Source organism: uncultured Azohydromonas sp., assembly GCF_937926365.1.
GTDB lineage: Bacteria > Pseudomonadota > Gammaproteobacteria > Burkholderiales > Burkholderiaceae_C > Azohydromonas.
Map to the genome: position 1 here is coordinate 20,537 of NZ_CALAOH010000053.1, position 17,363 is coordinate 37,899.

Consider the following 17,363-nt stretch of genomic DNA (forward strand, 5'->3'; position numbering starts at 1 on the left):
CGCATCAGTTGGCCGGCGCAACCGGCCTGGCCTCGTCGAAGCGCCGGGCCGTGCAGGTGCCGGCCCCTGACGAGGTCGCTTCTCAAAGCCCCTCGCGCAGCAGCCCCCGCGCCGCCAGGTTGCCGATGAAGGCCCGCAGCCCGAAGCGCCACGGCGGCGCCGCCTCGCTGTGCGTGACGCGGTTGAGCAGCTCGCCCAGCCGCTCGCTGCGGATGCTCACCAGGTCGCCCAGCTTGTGAGTGAAGCCGCCGCCGGGCTGGTCACGGTCCTCGATGGGCGCGAAGAGCGTGCCCAGGAACAGCATGAAACCATCCGGGTACTGGTGCGCCGCCAGCGTCTGCGCCACCAGCTCCGTCGGGTCGCGGCTGATGCTGCTCATGGTGTTGATGCCGCGCAGCTCGAAGCCGTCCTCGCCCGTGACGCGCAGGTGCACCGTCTCGCGGCGCACGTCGTCGAGCGTGAAGCTCGCGTCGAAGAGCCGGATGAACGGGCCGATGGCGCAGGAGGCGTTGTTGTCCTTGGCCTTGCCCAGCAGCAGCGCGCTGCGGCCCTCGATGTCGCGCAGGTTGACGTCGTTACCGAGCGTCGCACCCACGATCTGGCCACGGCTGTTGACGGCCAGCACCACCTCGGGCTCCGGGTTGTTCCAGGACGAGTCGGCGCGGATGCCGATGTCCTCGCCGCTGCCCACCGAGGAGAGCACCGGCGCCTTGGTGAACACCTCCGCGTCCGGGCCGATGCCCACTTCCAGGTACTGCGACCACAGCCCGCGCTGCTGCAGCAGCGCCTTGAGCGCCATGGCCTGCGGCGAGCCGGGCTTGATGTCCGCCAGGTTGCTGCCAACCAGCTCCAGCACCTGCGCGCGCAGCGCCTGGGCGCGCGAGGCGTCGCCGCGGGCCTGCTCCTCGATCACGCGCTCGATGAGGCTGGTGGCGAAGGTCACGCCCGCGGCCTTGACGACCTGCAGGTCGCAAGGCGCCAGCAGCCAGGGCTGCCCTTCGTCGCGGGCGCCGGGCAGGCTGTTGGCCAGCAGCGCCTGCACGTCGCACAGGCGCCGGCCGGCGGTTTCGCGCACGGCCTGGGCCGGGTCCTCCGACTCCAGCAGCGTGCTCACGGTGGGGAAAGCCTCGCTCAGGTCGAACACGCCTTCGTTGCGCAGCGCAACCACGGCCGGGCCGGCCACGGGGCCGGGCACCCAGACGCGGCCGATCAACGTGCCGGTGAGGGCGTCAACGGGGAGGAGGGTTTCAGGGGTGAGGGGGGTTGAGGCAGTGGTCATGTCGGGGTCCTTTCAATTCGTGAGGTTGGTAGCGTTCGCGGCGTCCCGAAGGCTGAGGCGCCATGCACCCCACCTCGTCATCCCCGCGCAGGCGGGGATCCAGGCGGTCCCCAAGTCAGCCATGTGCTGATTCGTAGGCACTCCCAGGACATGGAGCGCCGCACCCATGACTCCGTACCAAGGTGGGACCGCCTGGATTCCCGCCTTCGCGGGAATGACGAAGCAGTAGGCGTGATGTGTCGGCTCGCGGCTACCGGCTCAAGACAGCCGGTTGGCGATGGCCCGCAAGGGCCACCGCATGGAGCCGCCCTCAGTGGTTGTGCCGCGGCGTCTTCTGCGCGATCCGCCGGTACTTGAGCGCGAACTCCAGCGTCGCGCCCTCGGCGAGCTGCCCGGTCTTCTGCCGGTACAGCTCCTCCCACGGCGAATGGCTCTCGGGCACCGGGGGCTTGGGCAATTCACGCTTGCGGCGCTCGATCTCCTCCGGTTCCACCAGCGCGTTGCAGGTGCCGGCATTGAGGTCGATGCAGATCATGTCCCCCGTGCGCAGCCACGACAGCCCGCCGCCCGCGGCGCTCTCGGGCGAGCAGTTCAGGATCGAGGGGCTGTCGGCGGTGCCGCTCTGGCGACCGTCGCCCAGCGTGGGCAGCGTCTCGATGCCGCGGCGGATCAGCGCGTCCGGCGGCTGCATGTTCACCACCTCCGCCGAGCCCGGCCAGCCGATGGGCCCGGCGCCGCGCATCACCAGGATGCAGCCCTCGTCGATGTCCAGGCTCGGGTCGTTGATGCGCGCGTGGTAGTCGTCCGAGCCCTCGAACACGATCGCCCGCGCCTCGAACACGCCTTCCAGCCCCGGCCGGCTCAGGTAGCGGCTGCGGAAGCGCTCCGAGATCACCGAGGTCTTCATGATCCCGAAGTCGAACAGGTTGCCGCTGAGCACCAGGAAGCCGGCCGCCTCCAGCAGCGGGTCGGAGAAGGGACGGATCACCTCGCGGTCCGTGGCCTCGCGGCCCTCCAGGTTCTCCGCGATGCTGCGGCCCGTGACGGTGAGGCAGTCGCCGTGCAGCTTGCCCGCCTGCTGCAGCTCCCACATCACCGCCGGCACGCCGCCGGCACGGAAGAAGCGTTCGCCCAGGTATTTGCCAGCGGGCTGCATGTTCACCAGCAGCGGCAGGTCGTAGGCGTGCTCGGTCCAGTCGCTCGGCCGCAGCTCCACGTCCGCGTGGCGCGCCATCGCCATGAGGTGCACCTGCGCGTTGCTGGAGCCGCCGCAGCAGCTCACCACCGACAGCGCGTTGAGGAAGCTCTGGCGCGTGAGCAGGCGCGAGGGCCGCAGGTCCTCGTAGGCCATCTCCACGATGCGCCGCCCGGTGTCGTAGGCCATCTGGCCGCGCTGGCGGTAGGGCGCCGGAATGGCGGCGCAGCCCGGCAGCGACAGGCCCAGCGCCTCGGCCACCGCGTTCATCGTGGAGGCGGTGCCCATGGTGTTGCAGTGCCCCGCCGAGGGCGCGCTGTCGCAGGCGCGCTGCAGGAACTCCTCCTCGTCGATCTCCCCGGCCGCGAGCTTGCGGCGGCTGCGCCAGATCACGGTGCCCGAGCCCACCAGCTCGCCCTCGTGCCAGCCGTCGAGCATGGGACCGCCGGAGAGCACGATGGCCGGGATGTCCACCGTGCAGGCGGCCATGATCCCGGCCGGCGTGGTCTTGTCGCAGCCGGTGGTCAGCACCACGGCGTCGATGGGATAGCCGTACAGCACCTCCACCAGCCCCAGGTAGGCCAGGTTGCGGTCCAGCGCGGCGGTGGGACGGCGGCAGTTCTCGAAGATCGGGTGCACCGGGAATTCCATCGGAATGCCGCCGGCGTCGCGGATGCCGTCGCGCACGCGCTTGGCCAGCTCCAGGTGGATACGGTTGCAGGGCGAGAGATCGCTGCCCGTCTGCGCGATGCCGATGATCGGCTTGCCGCAGCGCAGCTCGTCCGGCGTGATGCCGTAGTTCATGAAGCGCTCCAGGTAGAGCGCGGTCATGTCCGAACGGTGCGGGTCGGCGAACCACTCGCGCGACCGGAATGGGCGCTGGGGCTTCTTGTCCATGAGGTACTTCCGTGCGTGTAGAGGCGCGGGCCCGGTGCCCGCGCCGGGGGCTTACTTCTTGCGCGCCTTGTCCAGCTCGGCCATCAGCTCGCGCGTGCTGTCCTCGCCGAATTCCTTGCTGAACTTGGCCACCACCGGCTGCAGCTTCTCGCGCAGCTTGGCCTGTTCAGCCGCGGGCAATTCCGTGACCTGCATGCCGGCCTTCTTCAGCTCGCCCAGCGCCTTGTCGCCGAAGGCACGGATGGTCTGGCGCTCGTAGAGCGTGGCCTCGCGCGCGGCCTCCGTGACCAGCTTCTGCTCCTCGGCCGAGAGGCTGTCCCAGGTCTTCTTGGACATCAGCAGCACCCAGGCGCTGTAGATGTGGCGCGAGAGCACCAGGTGCTTCTGCACCTCGTAGAACTTACTGGCCAGGATGGTGGCGGTCGGGTTCTCCTGCCCGTCCACCGCCTTCTGCTCCATGGCGGAGTACAGCTCGGTGAAGGGCATGGGCGTGGCGTTGGCGCCCAGGGCGCTGAAGCTGTCGATGAACAGCGGGTTCTGGATCACGCGCAGCTTGAGCCCGGCCAGGTCCTCGGCCTTGGCGATGGGGCGGCGCGAATTGGTCACGTGGCGGAAGCCGTTCTCCCAGAAGCCCAGGCCCACCAGTCCCTTCTCGGGCAGCTTGGCCAGCAGCTTCTGGCCGAAGGCGCTGTCCAGCACCGCGTCGGCCTCGCGCTCGTTGGCGAAGGCCAGCGGCAGGTTGAGCACGCCGAAGTCTTTCACCAGCGTCACCAGCGTGGAGCTGTCGGGCACCGTCATCTCCAGCGTGCCGCCGCGCAGCGCCGCGGTCATGGTCACGTCGTTGCCCAGCGTGCCGCTGGCAAAGAGCTTGGCTCCCAGCTTGCCGCCGCTCTTCTGCGCCAGCAGCTCGTTGAAGCGCTTCACGGCCAGCGCCTGCGGATGGTCATCGCTCAGGCCGATGCCGACCTTGAACACGCGCTCCTTGACCTGCGCGGCGGCCGGACTGGCCAGCGCCGCCAGCAGGGCCGCGGCCAGGGCGAGGGATTTGAATTTCATGCTTGTCTCCTGAGGCTTGTGCTTGGAACGAGGGTCTGCGCACCCGGCGGCCGGCCGATTCGTGCTCCCTCCCGCAAGGGCACAGCCTAGGCCAGTCCTGAAAATGGGTCCAATCACCGTTTCGCTAAAATCCATTCCAGGAAGTTATTGATGGATCAGCGTGTCGGGAAAACCCTTAACCACGGCCCAGGCCTGCGGCCGGCTGCGTTTCAGGCATTTGCAGTTTCTGGAAATCCTGGGCCGCACGCGCAATCTGCGCCTCACGGCCGAGCAGATGCACATCACCCAGCCCGCGGCCACCAAGATATTGCTGGACATCGAGGAGATATTCGAGGCGCGGCTGTTCGAGCGGCTGCCGCGGGAAATGCGCCCCAACGAGCTGGGATTGTTCGTGCTGCGTTATGCCGCGGCCACGCTGGCCGGGCAGAAGAAATTCGTCGATGAATTCAACGCGCTGAAGCAGGGCGGGCACGGGCACGTGGCGGTGGGCGCCATTTCCGGCTCCGCCGCGCACCTGCTGACGGCCGCGGTGCGGGAGGCGCACCGGCGCCGACCGCTGCTGGTGTTGAAACTCTTCGAGCAGAGCAGCGACCAGCTCATCGCCTGGCTGGCCGAGCGCCGGATCGACCTGATGATCGGCCGCTTCACCGAGCCCGCCCAGCGGGGGCCTTTCCAGTACGAGCGTTTGAGCAGCGAAGCGCTGTGCGTGGTGGCCGGCGCCGCGCACCCCTTGCGCGAATTCCGCCCGTCATCGCTGCGGGAGCTGGCGCACTGGCCCTGGATTCTCTACCCGCATCCCACCGCGCTGAGAAAGGTGTCCGACGGCATCTTCGACGCCGCCAACCTGCTGCCCGCCGCGGGCATCGTGGAAACCACGTCATTCCTGTTCGCGCTGGAATTGCTGCAATCCACGCCCATGCTGTCGCTGCAGCCTGCGGCGCTGGTGGACAAATACGTGCAAAAAGGCCTGCTGGCGCGCATTCCCGTGGAAATTCCGGACCACATGCCCGATTACGGCCTGATCACGCGCCAGGGCGAAATTCCGGCGCCGGTGGTGCAGGAATTCATGGACATCCTGCGCGAGCTGGCGGGCGGGGGCGAGGGCTCGCCTTGAATCGAGCCCGCCCGCCGCACCCGAGGCCGGGCGTGTCGGCGGGCCCGCGCCGCGCAGCAACTTCAAGAAATCGCCACACCGTCCGCCCACACTCGCCTCATCCCGGGAGACCCTGAGATGCCTGACTGGACCCTGCGCGACGCCCGTCCCGACGACCTGGGCGGCATCGCCACCCTCTACGAGACCTCGGGCCTGGACGCCCCGGGCAGCAGCGAGCCCGAGATCCTGCGCACCAACTACGCGCGGCTGATGGCGCTGCCCGGCGCGCGCGTGCTGGTGGCTTGCACAGCCGACGGCACAGTGCTGGGCACGCTCACGCTGTTCGTGCTGCCGTTGCTGGCGCACCGGGGCACGCCCGCGGCGCTGGTGGAAGACGTGGCGGTACATCCTGCCGCGCAGGGCCGCGGGCTGGGCCGGGCGCTGGTGGCGCATGCGCTGCGCATCGCCGCGGAGGCCGGCTGCTACAAGCTGGCGCTGAGCTCCAACGCCAGCCGCACGCAGGCCCATGCCTTCTACGAGCGGCTGGGTTTCAAGCGCCACGGGCTGAGCTTCGTGGCCGAGGTCGGGAGGGCGGCCGAGCCGGCGCCTGGAGCCCGCGCGAGCCGCTATCCTGGCCCCGAGTCCCACCCGCAGCCTCCGGATGTTCAGCAGGCTGCACTCGGTCCTTTCAATACCGGCCTGGAACAGCGCACCCATCGGGCAACGGACGGCTCACGGAAATGATGATGAAGACAATCAATGCAGCCACCTGTGCCCTGGTGCTCGTGGACTACCAGGCGCGCCTGATGCCCGCGATCCACGATGCAAGCGCCGTCGTGGCCACGGCGGTGCGGCTGGCCCAGGCGGCGCGGGTGCTGGAGATCCCGGTCCTGGGCACGGAGCAGAACCCAGCCGGCCTGGGTCCCAACGCGCAGCAGGTGAAGGCCCTGTGCGGGCGCACCGTGTCCAAGACGCATTTCAACGCGTGCGCCGACGGACTGGTCGAGGCGCTGCACGGGGCCAAGGCAAGCTGTGACCAGGTGGTCGTCGCCGGGTGCGAGGCTCACGTCTGCATGCTCCAGACCGCACTGGGGCTGTTGCGGGCGGGCAAGCAGGTGTGGGTCGTCGAAAACGCCAGCGGCTCGCGCCGGCCATCCGACCACGCGGCCGCCATGCGAAGGCTGGCAGCCGCCGGGGCGACCATCGTCACGCACGAGATGGTGCTCTTCGAGTGGCTCGACGACTGCAAGCATCCGCGCTTCAAGGAAGTCCTGGAACTCATCAAGGCCGCTGACTGAGGGCTTCGCGAGGCGTCGGCCTCGTTGGCAAGGAAGTGCGGGCCGCGGCCGGGGCTGAGAAACACGGCATCGGGCCCGCGCGCGGGGCCAGTGCCCTGCACCCGCCGGAGCATGAGCGGGTTCCAACCATGGGGCTCATGGCCTTGAAATTGCTGGCGACCGGGCCCGACCCGGATCACCATGAGCAGGACGCATCACGACGTTTTGTCATGGACTCGAACCCGCTCGGCGCAACGGCACATGAGGAGCCCTTCGACTGCACGCTGCAGGCTGGCTCCAAGGCGATGGTGCAGCCCCTGCTCGTGGCCGTGCAGCGGCTCACCGGTGTAGAGACAACCTTTCTCACCCTGACCGACTGGAGCACCCGCTCCCAGGACATCGTGCTCGCGCTGAACACGGGCGAGGCGCTGGTGGCCGAAGGCAGCCGGGCCGCCTGGTGCGACGCGCTGTGCCAGCAGGCCTTCGACGGCGGGACCGTCTGCAGCAGCGACGTGCCGCGGGACTTTGGCGGCAGCGCGGAGGCCGTACGAAGCGGCCTGCGCAGCTTCTTCGCGCTGCCGCTGGCAGCGTCGGAGCGCACGGTGGGCTTTCTCTGCGGCGCCAGCCGGAGCGTGGCGGCGCCGGGCGCGGCCGAGCTGGAGACCGTGGCCCTCATCGGCCAGGCCATGGCGTCGCAGCTCCAGCTCGAAAGGCGCACGCGCGAGGCCGAGGCGCGGCACCTGGAAGCGACCGAAACCATCGCGCGGCTGATGCACCAGGCCTCGACCGACGGCCTGACCGGCCTGCCGGGCCGGGCGCTGATGCTGGCCCGGCTCGAAAAGATGATGGACGACGTCAGGAACGGCCGCCGCCTGGCGCTGTGCTACCTGGACCTCGACGGCTTCTGCGTGGTCAACGACCAGCTCGGCCACGAGGCCGGCAACGCGGTGCTGGTGGCGGCGGCGGAGCGGCTGCGCCGCGTGATCCGCCACAGCGACTTCGCGGCGCGGCTGGGCGGCGACGAGTTCGTATTGCTGCTGGACGGCATCGACAGCGTGGCCGAGGTGCACGTGGTGGTGGACCGCGTGCTGGAGAGCATGGCGCAGCCGTACCCGCTGGCCGAGCGCACGCTGCAGCTCACGGCCAGCATCGGCGTGGCCCTGTACCCCGACCACGGCCAGATGGCCGAGCAGCTGCTGCGCGCCGCCGACCAGGCCATGTACCGCGCCAAGCGCATGGGCAAGAACCGCGCGTGCCTGACCGGCCTGGACCCGGACCGCCCGCTGGCCGACCAGGCCCTGCTGGAGGAGCTGCGCCTGGCGATGGAAACCGACCAGCTCGTGCTGCACTACCAGCCCAAGGTCTGCGCCCGCACGCGCGAGCCGCGGGGCGCGGAAGTGCTGGTGCGCTGGCAACATCCCGCGCGCGGGCTGCTGGCTCCAGGCGCCTTCCTGCCGGTGCTGGCCGGCACGCCGCTGGAGGTGGAGCTGGACCTCTGGATCATCGAACGCGCCGTGCGGCAACTGGCCGATTGGCACGCCGCGGGCCGGCCGCTGCCGCTGAGCATCAACGTCACCGCGGGCACGCTGGCGCTGCCCGGGCTGGCGGCGCGGGTGGCCGGCATCATGGCCGCGGCGGGCCTGCCGGCCCTGAGCCCGGAAGGTTGCGCGGCCATCGAGCTCGAAGTGCTGGAAAGCACCGCGCTCAACGACCTGGGCGCCGCGCGCGCGGCCATCCTGGATTGCGCCAGGCAGGGTATTTCCATTGCGCTGGACGATTTCGGCACCGGCTACTGCTCGCTGAGCTACCTGCGCCAGTTGCCGGTGCAGGCGCTCAAGATCGACCGCAGCTTCGTGATGAACATGCTGGGCAGCGACGGGGACATGCACATCGTGCGCGCCGTGATCGGCCTGGCCCGAGCCTTCAAGCTGACCACGGTGGCCGAAGGCGTGGAGACACCGGACCATGCCCGTACCCTGGCCGAGCTGGGCTGCCACCAGCTCCAGGGCTTCGGCGTCGCCCGGCCCATGCCGGCGCCGGCGCTGGAGGCCTGGCTGGCACAGCAGGCCGGGCGGGGACAGGGCGCGTAGCGCGCGGGCGGGATCACCCCGCCGCCAGCCTGAAATGCCCCGCCAGTCCCGCCAGCCGCTGCGCCTGCTGGCGCAGCGTGGCGGAGGTGGTGGCCGACTGCTGCACCAGCGCGGCGTTCTGCTGCGTGGCCGACTCCACGTCGGAGACGGCGCCGCTGAGCTCGCGGATGCGGCTGCTCTGGCCGGCCGCGGCACCCAGCAGCTGCTCCATGGCGCCGGCCATGCGCTCCACTGCGGCATTGACGCGGGCCATGCGCGCCCCGGCCTCCTGCGCGGCCTGGCTGCCCCGATCCACCACCTGCACCGACTCGCCGGCCAGCTTGGCGATCTCCGCCGAGGCCGAGGCCACGTGCTCGGCCAGCGCACCCACTTCCTGGGCCACCACCGCGAAGCCGCGGCCCTGCTGGCCCGCGCGCGCCGCCTCCACCGCCGCGTTGAGCGCCAGCAGCCGCGTCTGCAGCGCGATGCGCTCGATCAGGCCCGTGATCTCGGTGATGCGCGCCGCGCTGCGGTCCAGCTGGACCATGGCGCCGCTGACGGCGGCCACCGCCTCGTTGCCGTCGCGCGCGGCGCTGGTGGCCGAGTGCGCCAGCCGCGCCATGGCGCGCGCGGTCTGCTCGGTGTCGCCCACGCTGCGCGCCAGCTCGGTCATGGCCGAGGCCGTCTGCACCAAGTCCGCGGCGGTGCGCTCGGTGCGCGCGGACAGGTCGCCATTGCCCGCGGCGATCTGCGCGCTGGCCTCGGCAACGGCGTGGCTGGAATGCTGCATGTCGTGCAGCAGCTCGCGCAGCCGCGCCTGCATCGCGCCCATGGCCTGCAGCAGTTGAGCGAACTCGCGCAGGCCGCCGGCGCTGACCTCGCCGGCCAGGTCGCCCCGGGCGATGCGCTGCGCCACCGCCACGGCATGCGCCAGCGGCGCGGTGGCGGCGCGCACGCCCCACCAGGCCAGCCAGGCGAAAACCACCGCGGCCACGGCCGCGATGGCCAGCATGGCTCGTTGCCAGTGGTCCGAGCGCGCCTGCGCCTCGGCACGGCGCTCCTCGCCGCGGCGTGCCACCTCCGCCGACAGCCGGCCCACCAGCGCGTCGATGCTCGTCGCCTGCTGGCGCGCGCCGGCCAGCACCTGGTAGCCCTCGGTGGCGGTGACGATGCGCCCGGTGATGCAGTCCCGCAGCACCGGGGCGGCGGCCTTCTCGTAGTCGGCCAGCAGCGCCTCCAGCTGTCGGGCATCGGCACCGCCGGCCTGGCGCAGGGGCTGCAGGCTCGCGCGCGCGGCCCGCAGCGACGCCTGCCAGCGCGCCTGGCTCGCCTTGGCGGCCTGCAGGTCGTCGATGTTGATCAGCGTTTCCTTCTCCTGGCGCATCACGTCGCCCAGGTGCAGCCGCAGGCTGGCCACGCCCGACTGCGCCGCGAATTCCGTATCGGCAAATGAAGCGAACTCGGCGTTGATGTCGCGCAGCGCCAGCGTCGCGGCGGCCACGACGACGAGCAGCGTGAGGATGGAAGCGACGGCTCCGGCGGCCAGCTTGGCACGCAGGGAGGCACGGGGTCCAGGAGTCATGGTCAGGCTCGGAAGTTGCACAGCGGATCACTGCAGGCTGGTTGCACCTGCATCGAAGCCGCGATTCAGCCACGTGACCAGCTGTATCTCCGTGACACCCCCGAGTCCGCGTGCGGTTTCACGGCCCTGTCATCACCGTGTCACACGGCGCGCGCCAAGCTGCCGGCCTGGTGCTTTCCGGAGCTGTCCGGGCCCGGTGCTTGCCTGCAGTCGAACCATGTCTTCCACCCGCCACGTGATGCTGATCCGGCATGCCGAGGAGCCCGACCAGGCGACCGGCATCCTGGGCGTGGACGAGCAGGGGCGGCCTGACGGCGAGGCCCTGTCGGTGCGGGGCTGGCAGCGCGCCGGTGCGCTGGCGCGGCTGTTCGCGCCCTGCGGCGGCATGCCGCCGCAGCCGCTGGCGCGGCCCGCATCGATCTTTGCCGCCACCGACAGCGGCAAGAGCCACCGCCCGCTCTGCACCGTGCTGCCGCTGGCGCGGCTGCTGGGGCTGCGGGTGGATACGCGCTTCGGCTCCGAAGGAGAAGTCGCGCCGCTGCTGGACGCCCTGCGCGCCAGCCCGGGCCCGGTGCTGCTGTGCTGGCGCCACCAGGCCATGGGCGACATCGCGCAGGCGCTGTGCGACGGCGCGCCGCGAACCTGGGACGCCGCGCGCTATGACCTGGTGTGGGTCTTCGAGCACCAGGGCGAAGGCTGGCGCTTCACCGAACTGCGGCAGCGGCTGCTGCACCACGATGGTTGAGGAGGGAATGACCCGCCATGCATGAACTCGAGCTCAAGCTGCGGATTCCCCCGGAGAGCCGCGCCGCGCTGGAAAAGGCGCTGAACGCCGCGCAGTGGCCGCGCACCCGGCTGGAAGCGCACTACTTCGACACGGCGGGCGGGCAACTCGCCGCGCACGGTTTCTCCTGGCGCCTGCGCCGCGAGAACGAGCGCTGGGTGCAGACGCTCAAGGGCGCCGGCGGGCACCGGCTGCAGCGCCTGGAACACGAGGTGGAAGTGCCGCCGGAGGAAGGCCGCGCCATGCCGCGCCCGGACATCGCCCGCCATCGCGACAGCCCCGCCGGCCGTGCGCTGGCCCAGGCGCTGGGCGGCTCGCTGGACGACCTCTCCACGCTGGTGGTGGAACAGTTCCACACCCGCATCGAGCGCCGCACGTGCGAGATGTGCCAGGGCGACGCGCGGGTCGAGGTCGCGCTGGACCTCGGCAGCCTGCACGCGCAGGGGCGCGGCGTCCCGGTGTGCGAGCTGGAGCTGGAGCTCAAGGACGGCCCCGCCGAAGGCCTGTTCGCGCTGGCGCGGCCCTGGGTGGCGGCGCAGGGCTTGTGGCTGTCCACCGCCTCCAAGGCCCAGCGCGGCACGCTGCTGGCCGCCGGGCGCGAGCATGCCCCGCCGGTGAAGGCCGGGGTGCCGGCGCTGGCGTGGTCGATGCCGGCACCGGCGCTGCTGCGCGCGGTGGTGGGGTGCTGCCTGGACCAGATCCTGCCCAACGCCGGCGAGGTTGCCACCGGCAGCGCCGACCCGGAGCACGTGCACCAGGCGCGCGTGGGCCTGCGCCGGCTGCGCACCGCGCTGCGCGAGCTCGGCGGCTTCGGCGCGGTGCTGGACGACGAAGCTCAGGCCGTGCTGGCCACCGCCTTTTCGCACCTGGGCGAGACGCGCGACCAGCAGGAGGTGAGCCGCTCCGTGCTGGCTCGGCTGGCCGAGGCGGGCGCACCGCAAGGGCTGCGCTGGCCCGATCCCGAGGGCGAGCCGCACACGCCGGCGCGGGCCGTGCGCGATACCGCGTTCCAGACCGTGTTGCTGGACCTGCTGGCCTTCACCCTGGCCGAGGACGCGCCGGAGCAGCCCGGCTGCAAGCACGACGGCGGCTGCCGCAAGGCCCTGCGCGAGCGGCTGGCGAAGCTGCACAAGCAGGTGGTGCGCGACGGCGAGCGCTTCACCGAGCTGCCGGTGCAGCGGCAGCACCGCGTGCGCAAGCGCCTCAAGCGGCTGCGCTACCTGAGCGAGTTCGTCGCGCCGCTGTACGGCACGCACGCGGTGGAGCGCTACGTCGACTCGCTGCGTCCGGCGCAGGACGCGCTGGGGCAACACAACGACGAGGCCGTGGGGCTGGAGGCCTTCCGCCGCGCCACGGCAGCGCAGCCTGAGGCCTGGTTCGCCGTCGGCTGGCTGGAGGCTCGGCAGCAGCAGAGCGCCCGCGACTGCCGCCGCGCGCTGCGCAAGGTGGCCGAGGCGCCGCGCTTCTGGAAGAAAAAAGGCAAGTCCTGAGCAATGCAACCGCGTTGCGGCGTCGCGATGTCCGGCGCATGGCAGCCATGCCGGGAAGCCGGGTGAAACTCGCATGGTTTTTTGTTACGAGGTCGAACCATGTCCCGCATCCACATCGAACGCGTGCACAGCCTGGGCCTGCCCACGGCGCGCCGCCTGGCCCGGCGCTGGGCCGAGAAGGTTGTGACCGAGCATGGGCTGCACTGCCGCTTCGACCAGGGCGCGAGCGCCGACCAATTGCATTTCAGCCGCTCCGGCGTCAGCGGCACGCTGGACGTGACGGCCGACCGCTTCCGTATCGACGTGCAGCTGGGCCTGCTCATGAGCGTGTTCGCCGGCACCATCGAAACCCAGCTGACGCAGAAGCTGGAGCGGCAGATCGAGAAGGCGCAAGCGGGGCAGGGGGCGAGGGTTTGAGGCGAAGCTGGCCAGGAAAGTTGGTGGATGCCAGCCAAGAGCCGATCCGGCCCGCTTCCTGGCAACAATATCCCATTGGGGATAGGAATCATTGTTTGGTCCCGGGTGGCACAATCATGGACAGGAGGCGTCCATGCTTGATCACGCTGCTGACCGCGCCGACCTGCGGTCGTCCGATACCTCAGCGAAAGCCCTGGCCGTGTTCTTCCGTATCGCGGATTTGTGGGGCCTGAACCCGTCCGAGAAGCAGACGCTCCTGGGCACCAGCCGCTCGGTCTTCTACCGATGGCAGGCCGGGAAGATCACGGCACCGCTGGACCCGGCGACCCTGGAGCGGCTGAGCTATGTCTTCCGCATCCACGCCGCGCTGAAGGTGCTGCTGCCGATTCCCGAGCGGGCCTACGCGTGGCCCCGGCAGCCGAATTCGTCGCCGCTCTTTGGCGGCAGCACGGCACTCGCACACATGCTGGGCGGCCGGGTGGGTGACCTCAAGGACGTGGCCGATTTCCTGGATGCGCAGCGCGGCGGGGACTTCGCTTGATCGCGGCGTGCATCGAGGTCCCGTGGCGTCCCTCGTACCGCGTGATCCCGAGCCGCTTCCCGCCGGTGTCGCTGTTCGACGACGTGGCCAGCCAGGACGAGTTGGACGCGGTATTCGCCGTACAGGCCTACACCAACCCCCGCTTGCGCCAAGAGCTTGGTGAGCTGGATCTCGTGCCGGAAGGTGAGCGCGTGTTCGGGACCGGCAGCACCCCAGTGATGGCGGCCTTCACGTACCTGAACCGCGGCGGCTCCCGATTCAGTGACGGCACCTGGGGCGTGTACTACGCCGGCGAAAGCCTGGAGACGGCCATCGCCGAGGCGAGCTTTCACGCCGAGCGCTTCCTCGGCGAAACCCGTCAGCCGCCGATCGAGGTGGACTACCGGGCCTGCGTCGCCCACATCGTGCAACCCATGCACGACATCCGCGGTGAGCCTTGGGCACCAGCCCACGATCCGCACGGCTACGCCGCCTCCAAGCAACTGGCGCGTGAATACCGGGCGGCCGGCTCGTGGGGACTGCTGTACCGGTCTGTGCGGCGCGAGGGAGGCGAGTGCGTGGCGGTGTTCAGGCCCAAGGCGGTCCAGATTCCCGTCGTGCAGGGCGCGCACGTCAGCCTGGTCTGGGACGGACAGGCCATCTCGGGCTGGTACCGCAAGTCGGACCACCACCCGCTTCCTGGAAATCGTTGACGGTCAGAGATTCAGAAGGCCGCCGTCCTGCGCCATCGGTTCAGCTCTTGAGGGAGAGCGTGAAATGCCCTTGCTGCGCCCACAGCGCGATCTCCTCGCGCAGCAGGTGCAGCGTGCGTGGGTCGGCCGGCACGCCCGTGGGCTCCCAGCGCAGCGCCAGCCGGCTGGCGCCTTGGGCGTCGATGCGCAGCTGCGGGCCGTCGGTGTCGCGCCGCGCATGGCAGCGGATGGCCGCCAGCCGCAGGCACAGCGCCTGGCGCGCGAAGGAGCGCCGCGCCATCGAGGCCTCCACCTTCTTCAGCCCGCCGCGCTGCGCCAGGATCAGCTCGGCGATGCGCCGCTGCTGGCTCTGAGAGAAGCCGGCCGCGTCCACGTGGCCCATCAGGTAGGCGCTGTGGCGGTGGTAGTCGTGGTGCGAGACGCAGCGCCCGATCTCGTGCAGCGCGCAGGCCCACGCCAGCTCGCGGCGCTCGTCGGCGCCGGCGTCCGGGGCAATGTCGTGATGCAGCGCCAGCGCCGCGTCGTGCACACGCCGCGCCTGCGCCAGGTCGCAGTGGAACTGCTGCTGCAGCGCCGCGACGGAGGCGTCGCGCAGGTCCGGCACCTCGCCGCCGGCGCTGCGTTGGCGTTCGTACAGGTCCACGATCACCCCCTGGCGCAGCGCGCCCTTGGCCGGCGCGATTTCCTTGATGCCGAACTCGCGCATCAGCGCCGCCAGGATCGCCAGCCCGCCGGCGATCACGGGACGGCGGTCGTCGCGCAGGCCGCGCAGCTGCAAGCGGTCGATGTGACCGGCATCGATGCAGCGCTCGATGCACCAGTTCAGCGCCGAGGGCGTGATGCGCCCGTCGGTGATGCCGTGGTTCGCGAGCAGCAGCGACACCGCGCCGGCCGTGCCGGAGGAGCCCAGCGCCTCCCGCCACAGGTGCGGCTCGAAGCTGGTCTCGGCCTCCTCGAACTCGGCCTGCGCCGCCACGCGCGCGGCCTCGAAAGCCTGGGGCGTGAGCCGCCCGTCGGCGAAGTAGCGCAGTGACAGCGACACGCTGCCAACCTGGAAGGACTCCGCCTCGCCCGGCACCCGGCCGCAGCCCAGCACCAGCTCGGTGGAGCGCCCGCCGATGTCCACCACCAGCCGCGGCAAGGCCGAGGGCTGCAGCTGCGCCACGCCAATGAAGATCAGCCGCGCCTCCTCGCGCCCGGAGATCACCTCCACCGGCGAGCCCAGCACCTCCGAGGCGCGCACCAGGAACTCGTCACGGTTGCGCGCCTCGCGCAGCGTCTGCGTGGCCACGGCGCGCAGGCCGCCCAACTCGAAGCCCGACAACCGATCGCGGAAGCGCCGCAGCGTCTGCAGCCCGCGCTCGGCCGCCTCCTCCTGCAGCAGGCCCTGCGCGTCCAGCCCGCCACCCAGCCGCACCACCTCCTTGAGGTTGTCCAGCCGCTGGTAGCGCCCGCCCTTGAGCTGGCCGATCTCCAGGCGAAAGCTGTTGGACCCCATGTCGATGGCGGCCAGGGGGAGTGAAGTCGCGGCGTCGTTCATGGGCGTGGCGGGCAGGGGCGGGCTTTCAGGCGCGGGGCAGGCCGCATGCCATGCGGCCCTCGCGAATATTCGTACTTCTCGTCTTCCACGGCAGGGAAGCGCCGCCAAGCCTAAGGCGCCCGCGTGACGCCTCCATGACATGCGCGGCCGTCACCACCAGGGACCGCAGCTGCCGCGGCACACGCGCCATGCGGCCGCGAAGCGCCGCACCGCTGTCATCGCCGTGACACACGCCGCAACGAAGCTGGCGCCATCCGCTTTTCACCCAGGAGCCGTGATGAATCGCATTGCCTTCACCCTGCCGCTGCTGTCCGCAGCCCTGTTCGTCGCCACCACCGGCAACGCCGCCGCCCAGGACGTCACCGGTGCGGGCGCTACCTTCCCCGCGCCGATCTACGCCAAGTGGGCCGAGGCCTACCACAAGGCCACCGGCGTGCGCGTGAACTACCAGTCCGTCGGATCGGGCGCCGGCATCAAGCAGACCAAGGCCAGGACAGTGGACTTCGGCGCCTCCGACATGCCGCTCAAGGACGAGGAGCTGGCCGCCGAGGGCCTGCTGCAGTTCCCCACCGCCATCGGCGGCGTGGTGCCGGTGGTCAACGTCCAGGGCCTGCAGCCCGGCCAGTTGAAGCTCACCGGCCAGGTGCTGGGCGACATCTACCTGGGCAAGATCACCAAGTGGAACGACCCCGCGCTCGCCGCTATCAACCCCGGCGTGAGCCTGCCCGATGCGCCCATCGCCGTGGTGCGCCGCGCCGACGGCTCGGGCACGAGCTTCCTGTTCACCAACTACCTGTCCAAGGTCAACGCCGACTGGAAGGCCAAGGTGGGCGAGGGCACGGCGGTGAACTGGCCCACGGGCGCGGGCGGCAAGGGCAACGAGGGCGTGGCCGCCTTCGTGCAGCGCCTGCCGGGCGCCATCGGCTACGTCGAGTACGCCTACGTCAAGCAGAACAAGATGAGCTATGCGCTGCTGAAGAACCAGGCCGGCCACTTCGTGGCGCCGGACGACCTGACCTTCAAGGCCGCCGCCGTCGGCGCCGACTGGAACAAGAGCTTCTTCCAGGTGCTCACCGACCAGCCCGGCAAGGACGCCTGGCCCCTGACCGGGGCGACCTACATCCTCATGCACAAGACGCCCGAGAAGCCGGCCAACGCCGCCGCGGCGCTGAAGTTCTTCGATTGGGCCTACGCCAACGGCGACGCCATGGCGACCGAGCTGGAGTACGTGGCATTGCCCGCCTCCCTGAAGGCCCTGGTGCGCAAGCAATGGACGACCATCAAGAGCGCCGACGGCAAGGTGCTGGCCGCCGTCAACTGATGCGGACTGCTGGCGCCGGCGACGCGGGTACGGCCGGTGGTGCGGACTCCCTCACGCACCACGAGCTTCCAACGGCGCTGAAGCTTTAAGCACGTAAAACGCATACTCAAGCTCGCAAATCTTCTTTTGG

Annotated in this window: 15 protein-coding genes; 10 read left to right on the plus strand and 5 right to left on the minus strand. The window is 70.6% G+C overall.

Features of this window, described 5'->3' with window-relative positions:
* Positions 1–82: 82 nt before the first annotated feature.
* From Q0741_RS05420 to Q0741_RS05430, 3 genes are all read right to left on the minus strand, one after another.
* On the minus strand, positions 83–1,279 hold the full coding sequence (locus tag Q0741_RS05420) for a fumarylacetoacetate hydrolase family protein (protein WP_298232173.1): 1,197 nt from the start codon (positions 1,277–1,279) through the stop codon (positions 83–85).
* 310 nt (positions 1,280–1,589) lie between these two features.
* Positions 1,590–3,371: an IlvD/Edd family dehydratase gene (locus Q0741_RS05425; protein WP_298232174.1), complete on the minus strand. Its 1,782-nt coding sequence runs from the start codon at positions 3,369–3,371 to the stop codon at positions 1,590–1,592.
* 51 nt (positions 3,372–3,422) lie between these two features.
* Positions 3,423–4,427, minus strand: coding sequence for a TRAP transporter substrate-binding protein (locus Q0741_RS05430; protein ID WP_298232175.1), 1,005 nt, complete (start codon positions 4,425–4,427; stop codon positions 3,423–3,425).
* A 160-nt stretch (positions 4,428–4,587) separates the two neighbouring features.
* Between Q0741_RS05430 and Q0741_RS05435 the strand changes: the two genes are divergently transcribed.
* The 4 genes from Q0741_RS05435 (at position 4,588) to Q0741_RS05450 (ending at position 8,887) form a co-directional block, all read left to right on the plus strand.
* Positions 4,588–5,541: a LysR family transcriptional regulator gene (locus Q0741_RS05435; protein WP_298232176.1), complete on the plus strand. Its 954-nt coding sequence runs from the start codon at positions 4,588–4,590 to the stop codon at positions 5,539–5,541.
* Positions 5,542–5,658: 117 nt separating this feature from the next.
* A complete protein-coding gene (locus Q0741_RS05440; RefSeq protein ID WP_298232177.1) occupies positions 5,659–6,264 on the plus strand; it encodes a GNAT family N-acetyltransferase in 606 nt (201 codons plus the stop codon).
* 2 nt (positions 6,265–6,266) lie between these two features.
* Complete coding sequence (locus tag Q0741_RS05445) at positions 6,267–6,818, plus strand: isochorismatase family protein (protein WP_298232178.1); 552 nt, start codon at positions 6,267–6,269, stop codon at positions 6,816–6,818.
* Between the two features lie 209 nt (positions 6,819–7,027).
* The gene (locus Q0741_RS05450) at positions 7,028–8,887 is read left to right on the plus strand and encodes an EAL domain-containing protein (RefSeq protein ID WP_298232179.1); all 1,860 of its coding nucleotides are present in this window, start codon (positions 7,028–7,030) and stop codon (positions 8,885–8,887) included.
* A 13-nt stretch (positions 8,888–8,900) separates the two neighbouring features.
* On the opposite strand, the gene Q0741_RS05455 is transcribed toward Q0741_RS05450, so the two are convergent.
* Positions 8,901–10,448 (minus strand): methyl-accepting chemotaxis protein, encoded by a 1,548-nt coding sequence (locus Q0741_RS05455; RefSeq protein WP_298232180.1) that lies wholly within the window; start codon positions 10,446–10,448, stop codon positions 8,901–8,903.
* A 217-nt stretch (positions 10,449–10,665) separates the two neighbouring features.
* Between Q0741_RS05455 and Q0741_RS05460 the strand changes: the two genes are divergently transcribed.
* The 5 genes from Q0741_RS05460 to Q0741_RS05480 all read left to right on the plus strand — a co-directional run bounded on the left by Q0741_RS05460 (position 10,666) and on the right by Q0741_RS05480 (position 14,372).
* Complete coding sequence (locus tag Q0741_RS05460; RefSeq protein WP_298232181.1) at positions 10,666–11,193, plus strand: histidine phosphatase family protein; 528 nt, start codon at positions 10,666–10,668, stop codon at positions 11,191–11,193.
* Positions 11,194–11,210: 17 nt separating this feature from the next.
* A complete protein-coding gene (locus Q0741_RS05465; protein ID WP_298232182.1) occupies positions 11,211–12,722 on the plus strand; it encodes a CYTH and CHAD domain-containing protein in 1,512 nt (503 codons plus the stop codon).
* A 99-nt stretch (positions 12,723–12,821) separates the two neighbouring features.
* The gene (locus tag Q0741_RS05470) at positions 12,822–13,139 is read left to right on the plus strand and encodes a polyhydroxyalkanoic acid system family protein (RefSeq protein WP_298232183.1); all 318 of its coding nucleotides are present in this window, start codon (positions 12,822–12,824) and stop codon (positions 13,137–13,139) included.
* 133 nt (positions 13,140–13,272) lie between these two features.
* Entirely contained in the window at positions 13,273–13,680 is a 408-nt protein-coding gene (locus Q0741_RS05475; protein ID WP_298232184.1) for an antitoxin Xre-like helix-turn-helix domain-containing protein, read from the plus strand.
* The gene (locus Q0741_RS05480; protein ID WP_298232185.1) at positions 13,677–14,372 is read left to right on the plus strand and encodes an RES family NAD+ phosphorylase; all 696 of its coding nucleotides are present in this window, start codon (positions 13,677–13,679) and stop codon (positions 14,370–14,372) included. The genes Q0741_RS05475 and Q0741_RS05480 overlap by 4 nt, the downstream gene beginning before the upstream one ends.
* Before the next feature lie 40 nt (positions 14,373–14,412).
* Here Q0741_RS05480 and Q0741_RS05485 read toward each other — a convergent pair whose 3' ends face one another.
* Entirely contained in the window at positions 14,413–15,912 is a 1,500-nt protein-coding gene (locus Q0741_RS05485; protein WP_298232186.1) for a Ppx/GppA phosphatase family protein, read from the minus strand.
* A 277-nt stretch (positions 15,913–16,189) separates the two neighbouring features.
* On the opposite strand from Q0741_RS05485, the gene pstS reads away from it, so the two are divergent.
* Positions 16,190–17,233 (plus strand): phosphate ABC transporter substrate-binding protein PstS, encoded by a 1,044-nt coding sequence (gene pstS / locus Q0741_RS05490; protein ID WP_298232187.1) that lies wholly within the window; start codon positions 16,190–16,192, stop codon positions 17,231–17,233.
* Positions 17,234–17,363: the final 130 nt, after the last annotated feature.

Bases quoted from the DNA above. Each gene is read 5' to 3' on its own strand.
- Q0741_RS05450 (WP_298232179.1), top strand. From the start codon at position 7,028: ATGGACTCGAACCCGCTCGGCGCAACGGCACATGAGGAGCCCTTCGAC.
- pstS (WP_298232187.1), top strand. From the start codon at position 16,190: ATGAATCGCATTGCCTTCACCCTGCCGCTGCTGTCCGCAGCCCTGTTC.
- Q0741_RS05470 (WP_298232183.1), top strand. From the start codon at position 12,822: ATGTCCCGCATCCACATCGAACGCGTGCACAGCCTGGGCCTGCCCACG.
- Q0741_RS05485 (WP_298232186.1), bottom strand. From the start codon at position 15,912: ATGAACGACGCCGCGACTTCACTCCCCCTGGCCGCCATCGACATGGGG.
- Q0741_RS05440 (WP_298232177.1), top strand. From the start codon at position 5,659: ATGCCTGACTGGACCCTGCGCGACGCCCGTCCCGACGACCTGGGCGGC.
- Q0741_RS05445 (WP_298232178.1), top strand. From the start codon at position 6,267: ATGAAGACAATCAATGCAGCCACCTGTGCCCTGGTGCTCGTGGACTAC.
- Q0741_RS05460 (WP_298232181.1), top strand. From the start codon at position 10,666: ATGTCTTCCACCCGCCACGTGATGCTGATCCGGCATGCCGAGGAGCCC.
- Q0741_RS05430 (WP_298232175.1), bottom strand. From the start codon at position 4,427: ATGAAATTCAAATCCCTCGCCCTGGCCGCGGCCCTGCTGGCGGCGCTG.
- Q0741_RS05425 (WP_298232174.1), bottom strand. From the start codon at position 3,371: ATGGACAAGAAGCCCCAGCGCCCATTCCGGTCGCGCGAGTGGTTCGCC.
- Q0741_RS05455 (WP_298232180.1), bottom strand. From the start codon at position 10,448: ATGACTCCTGGACCCCGTGCCTCCCTGCGTGCCAAGCTGGCCGCCGGA.
- Q0741_RS05420 (WP_298232173.1), bottom strand. From the start codon at position 1,279: ATGACCACTGCCTCAACCCCCCTCACCCCTGAAACCCTCCTCCCCGTT.
- Q0741_RS05475 (WP_298232184.1), top strand. From the start codon at position 13,273: ATGCTTGATCACGCTGCTGACCGCGCCGACCTGCGGTCGTCCGATACC.
- Q0741_RS05465 (WP_298232182.1), top strand. From the start codon at position 11,211: ATGCATGAACTCGAGCTCAAGCTGCGGATTCCCCCGGAGAGCCGCGCC.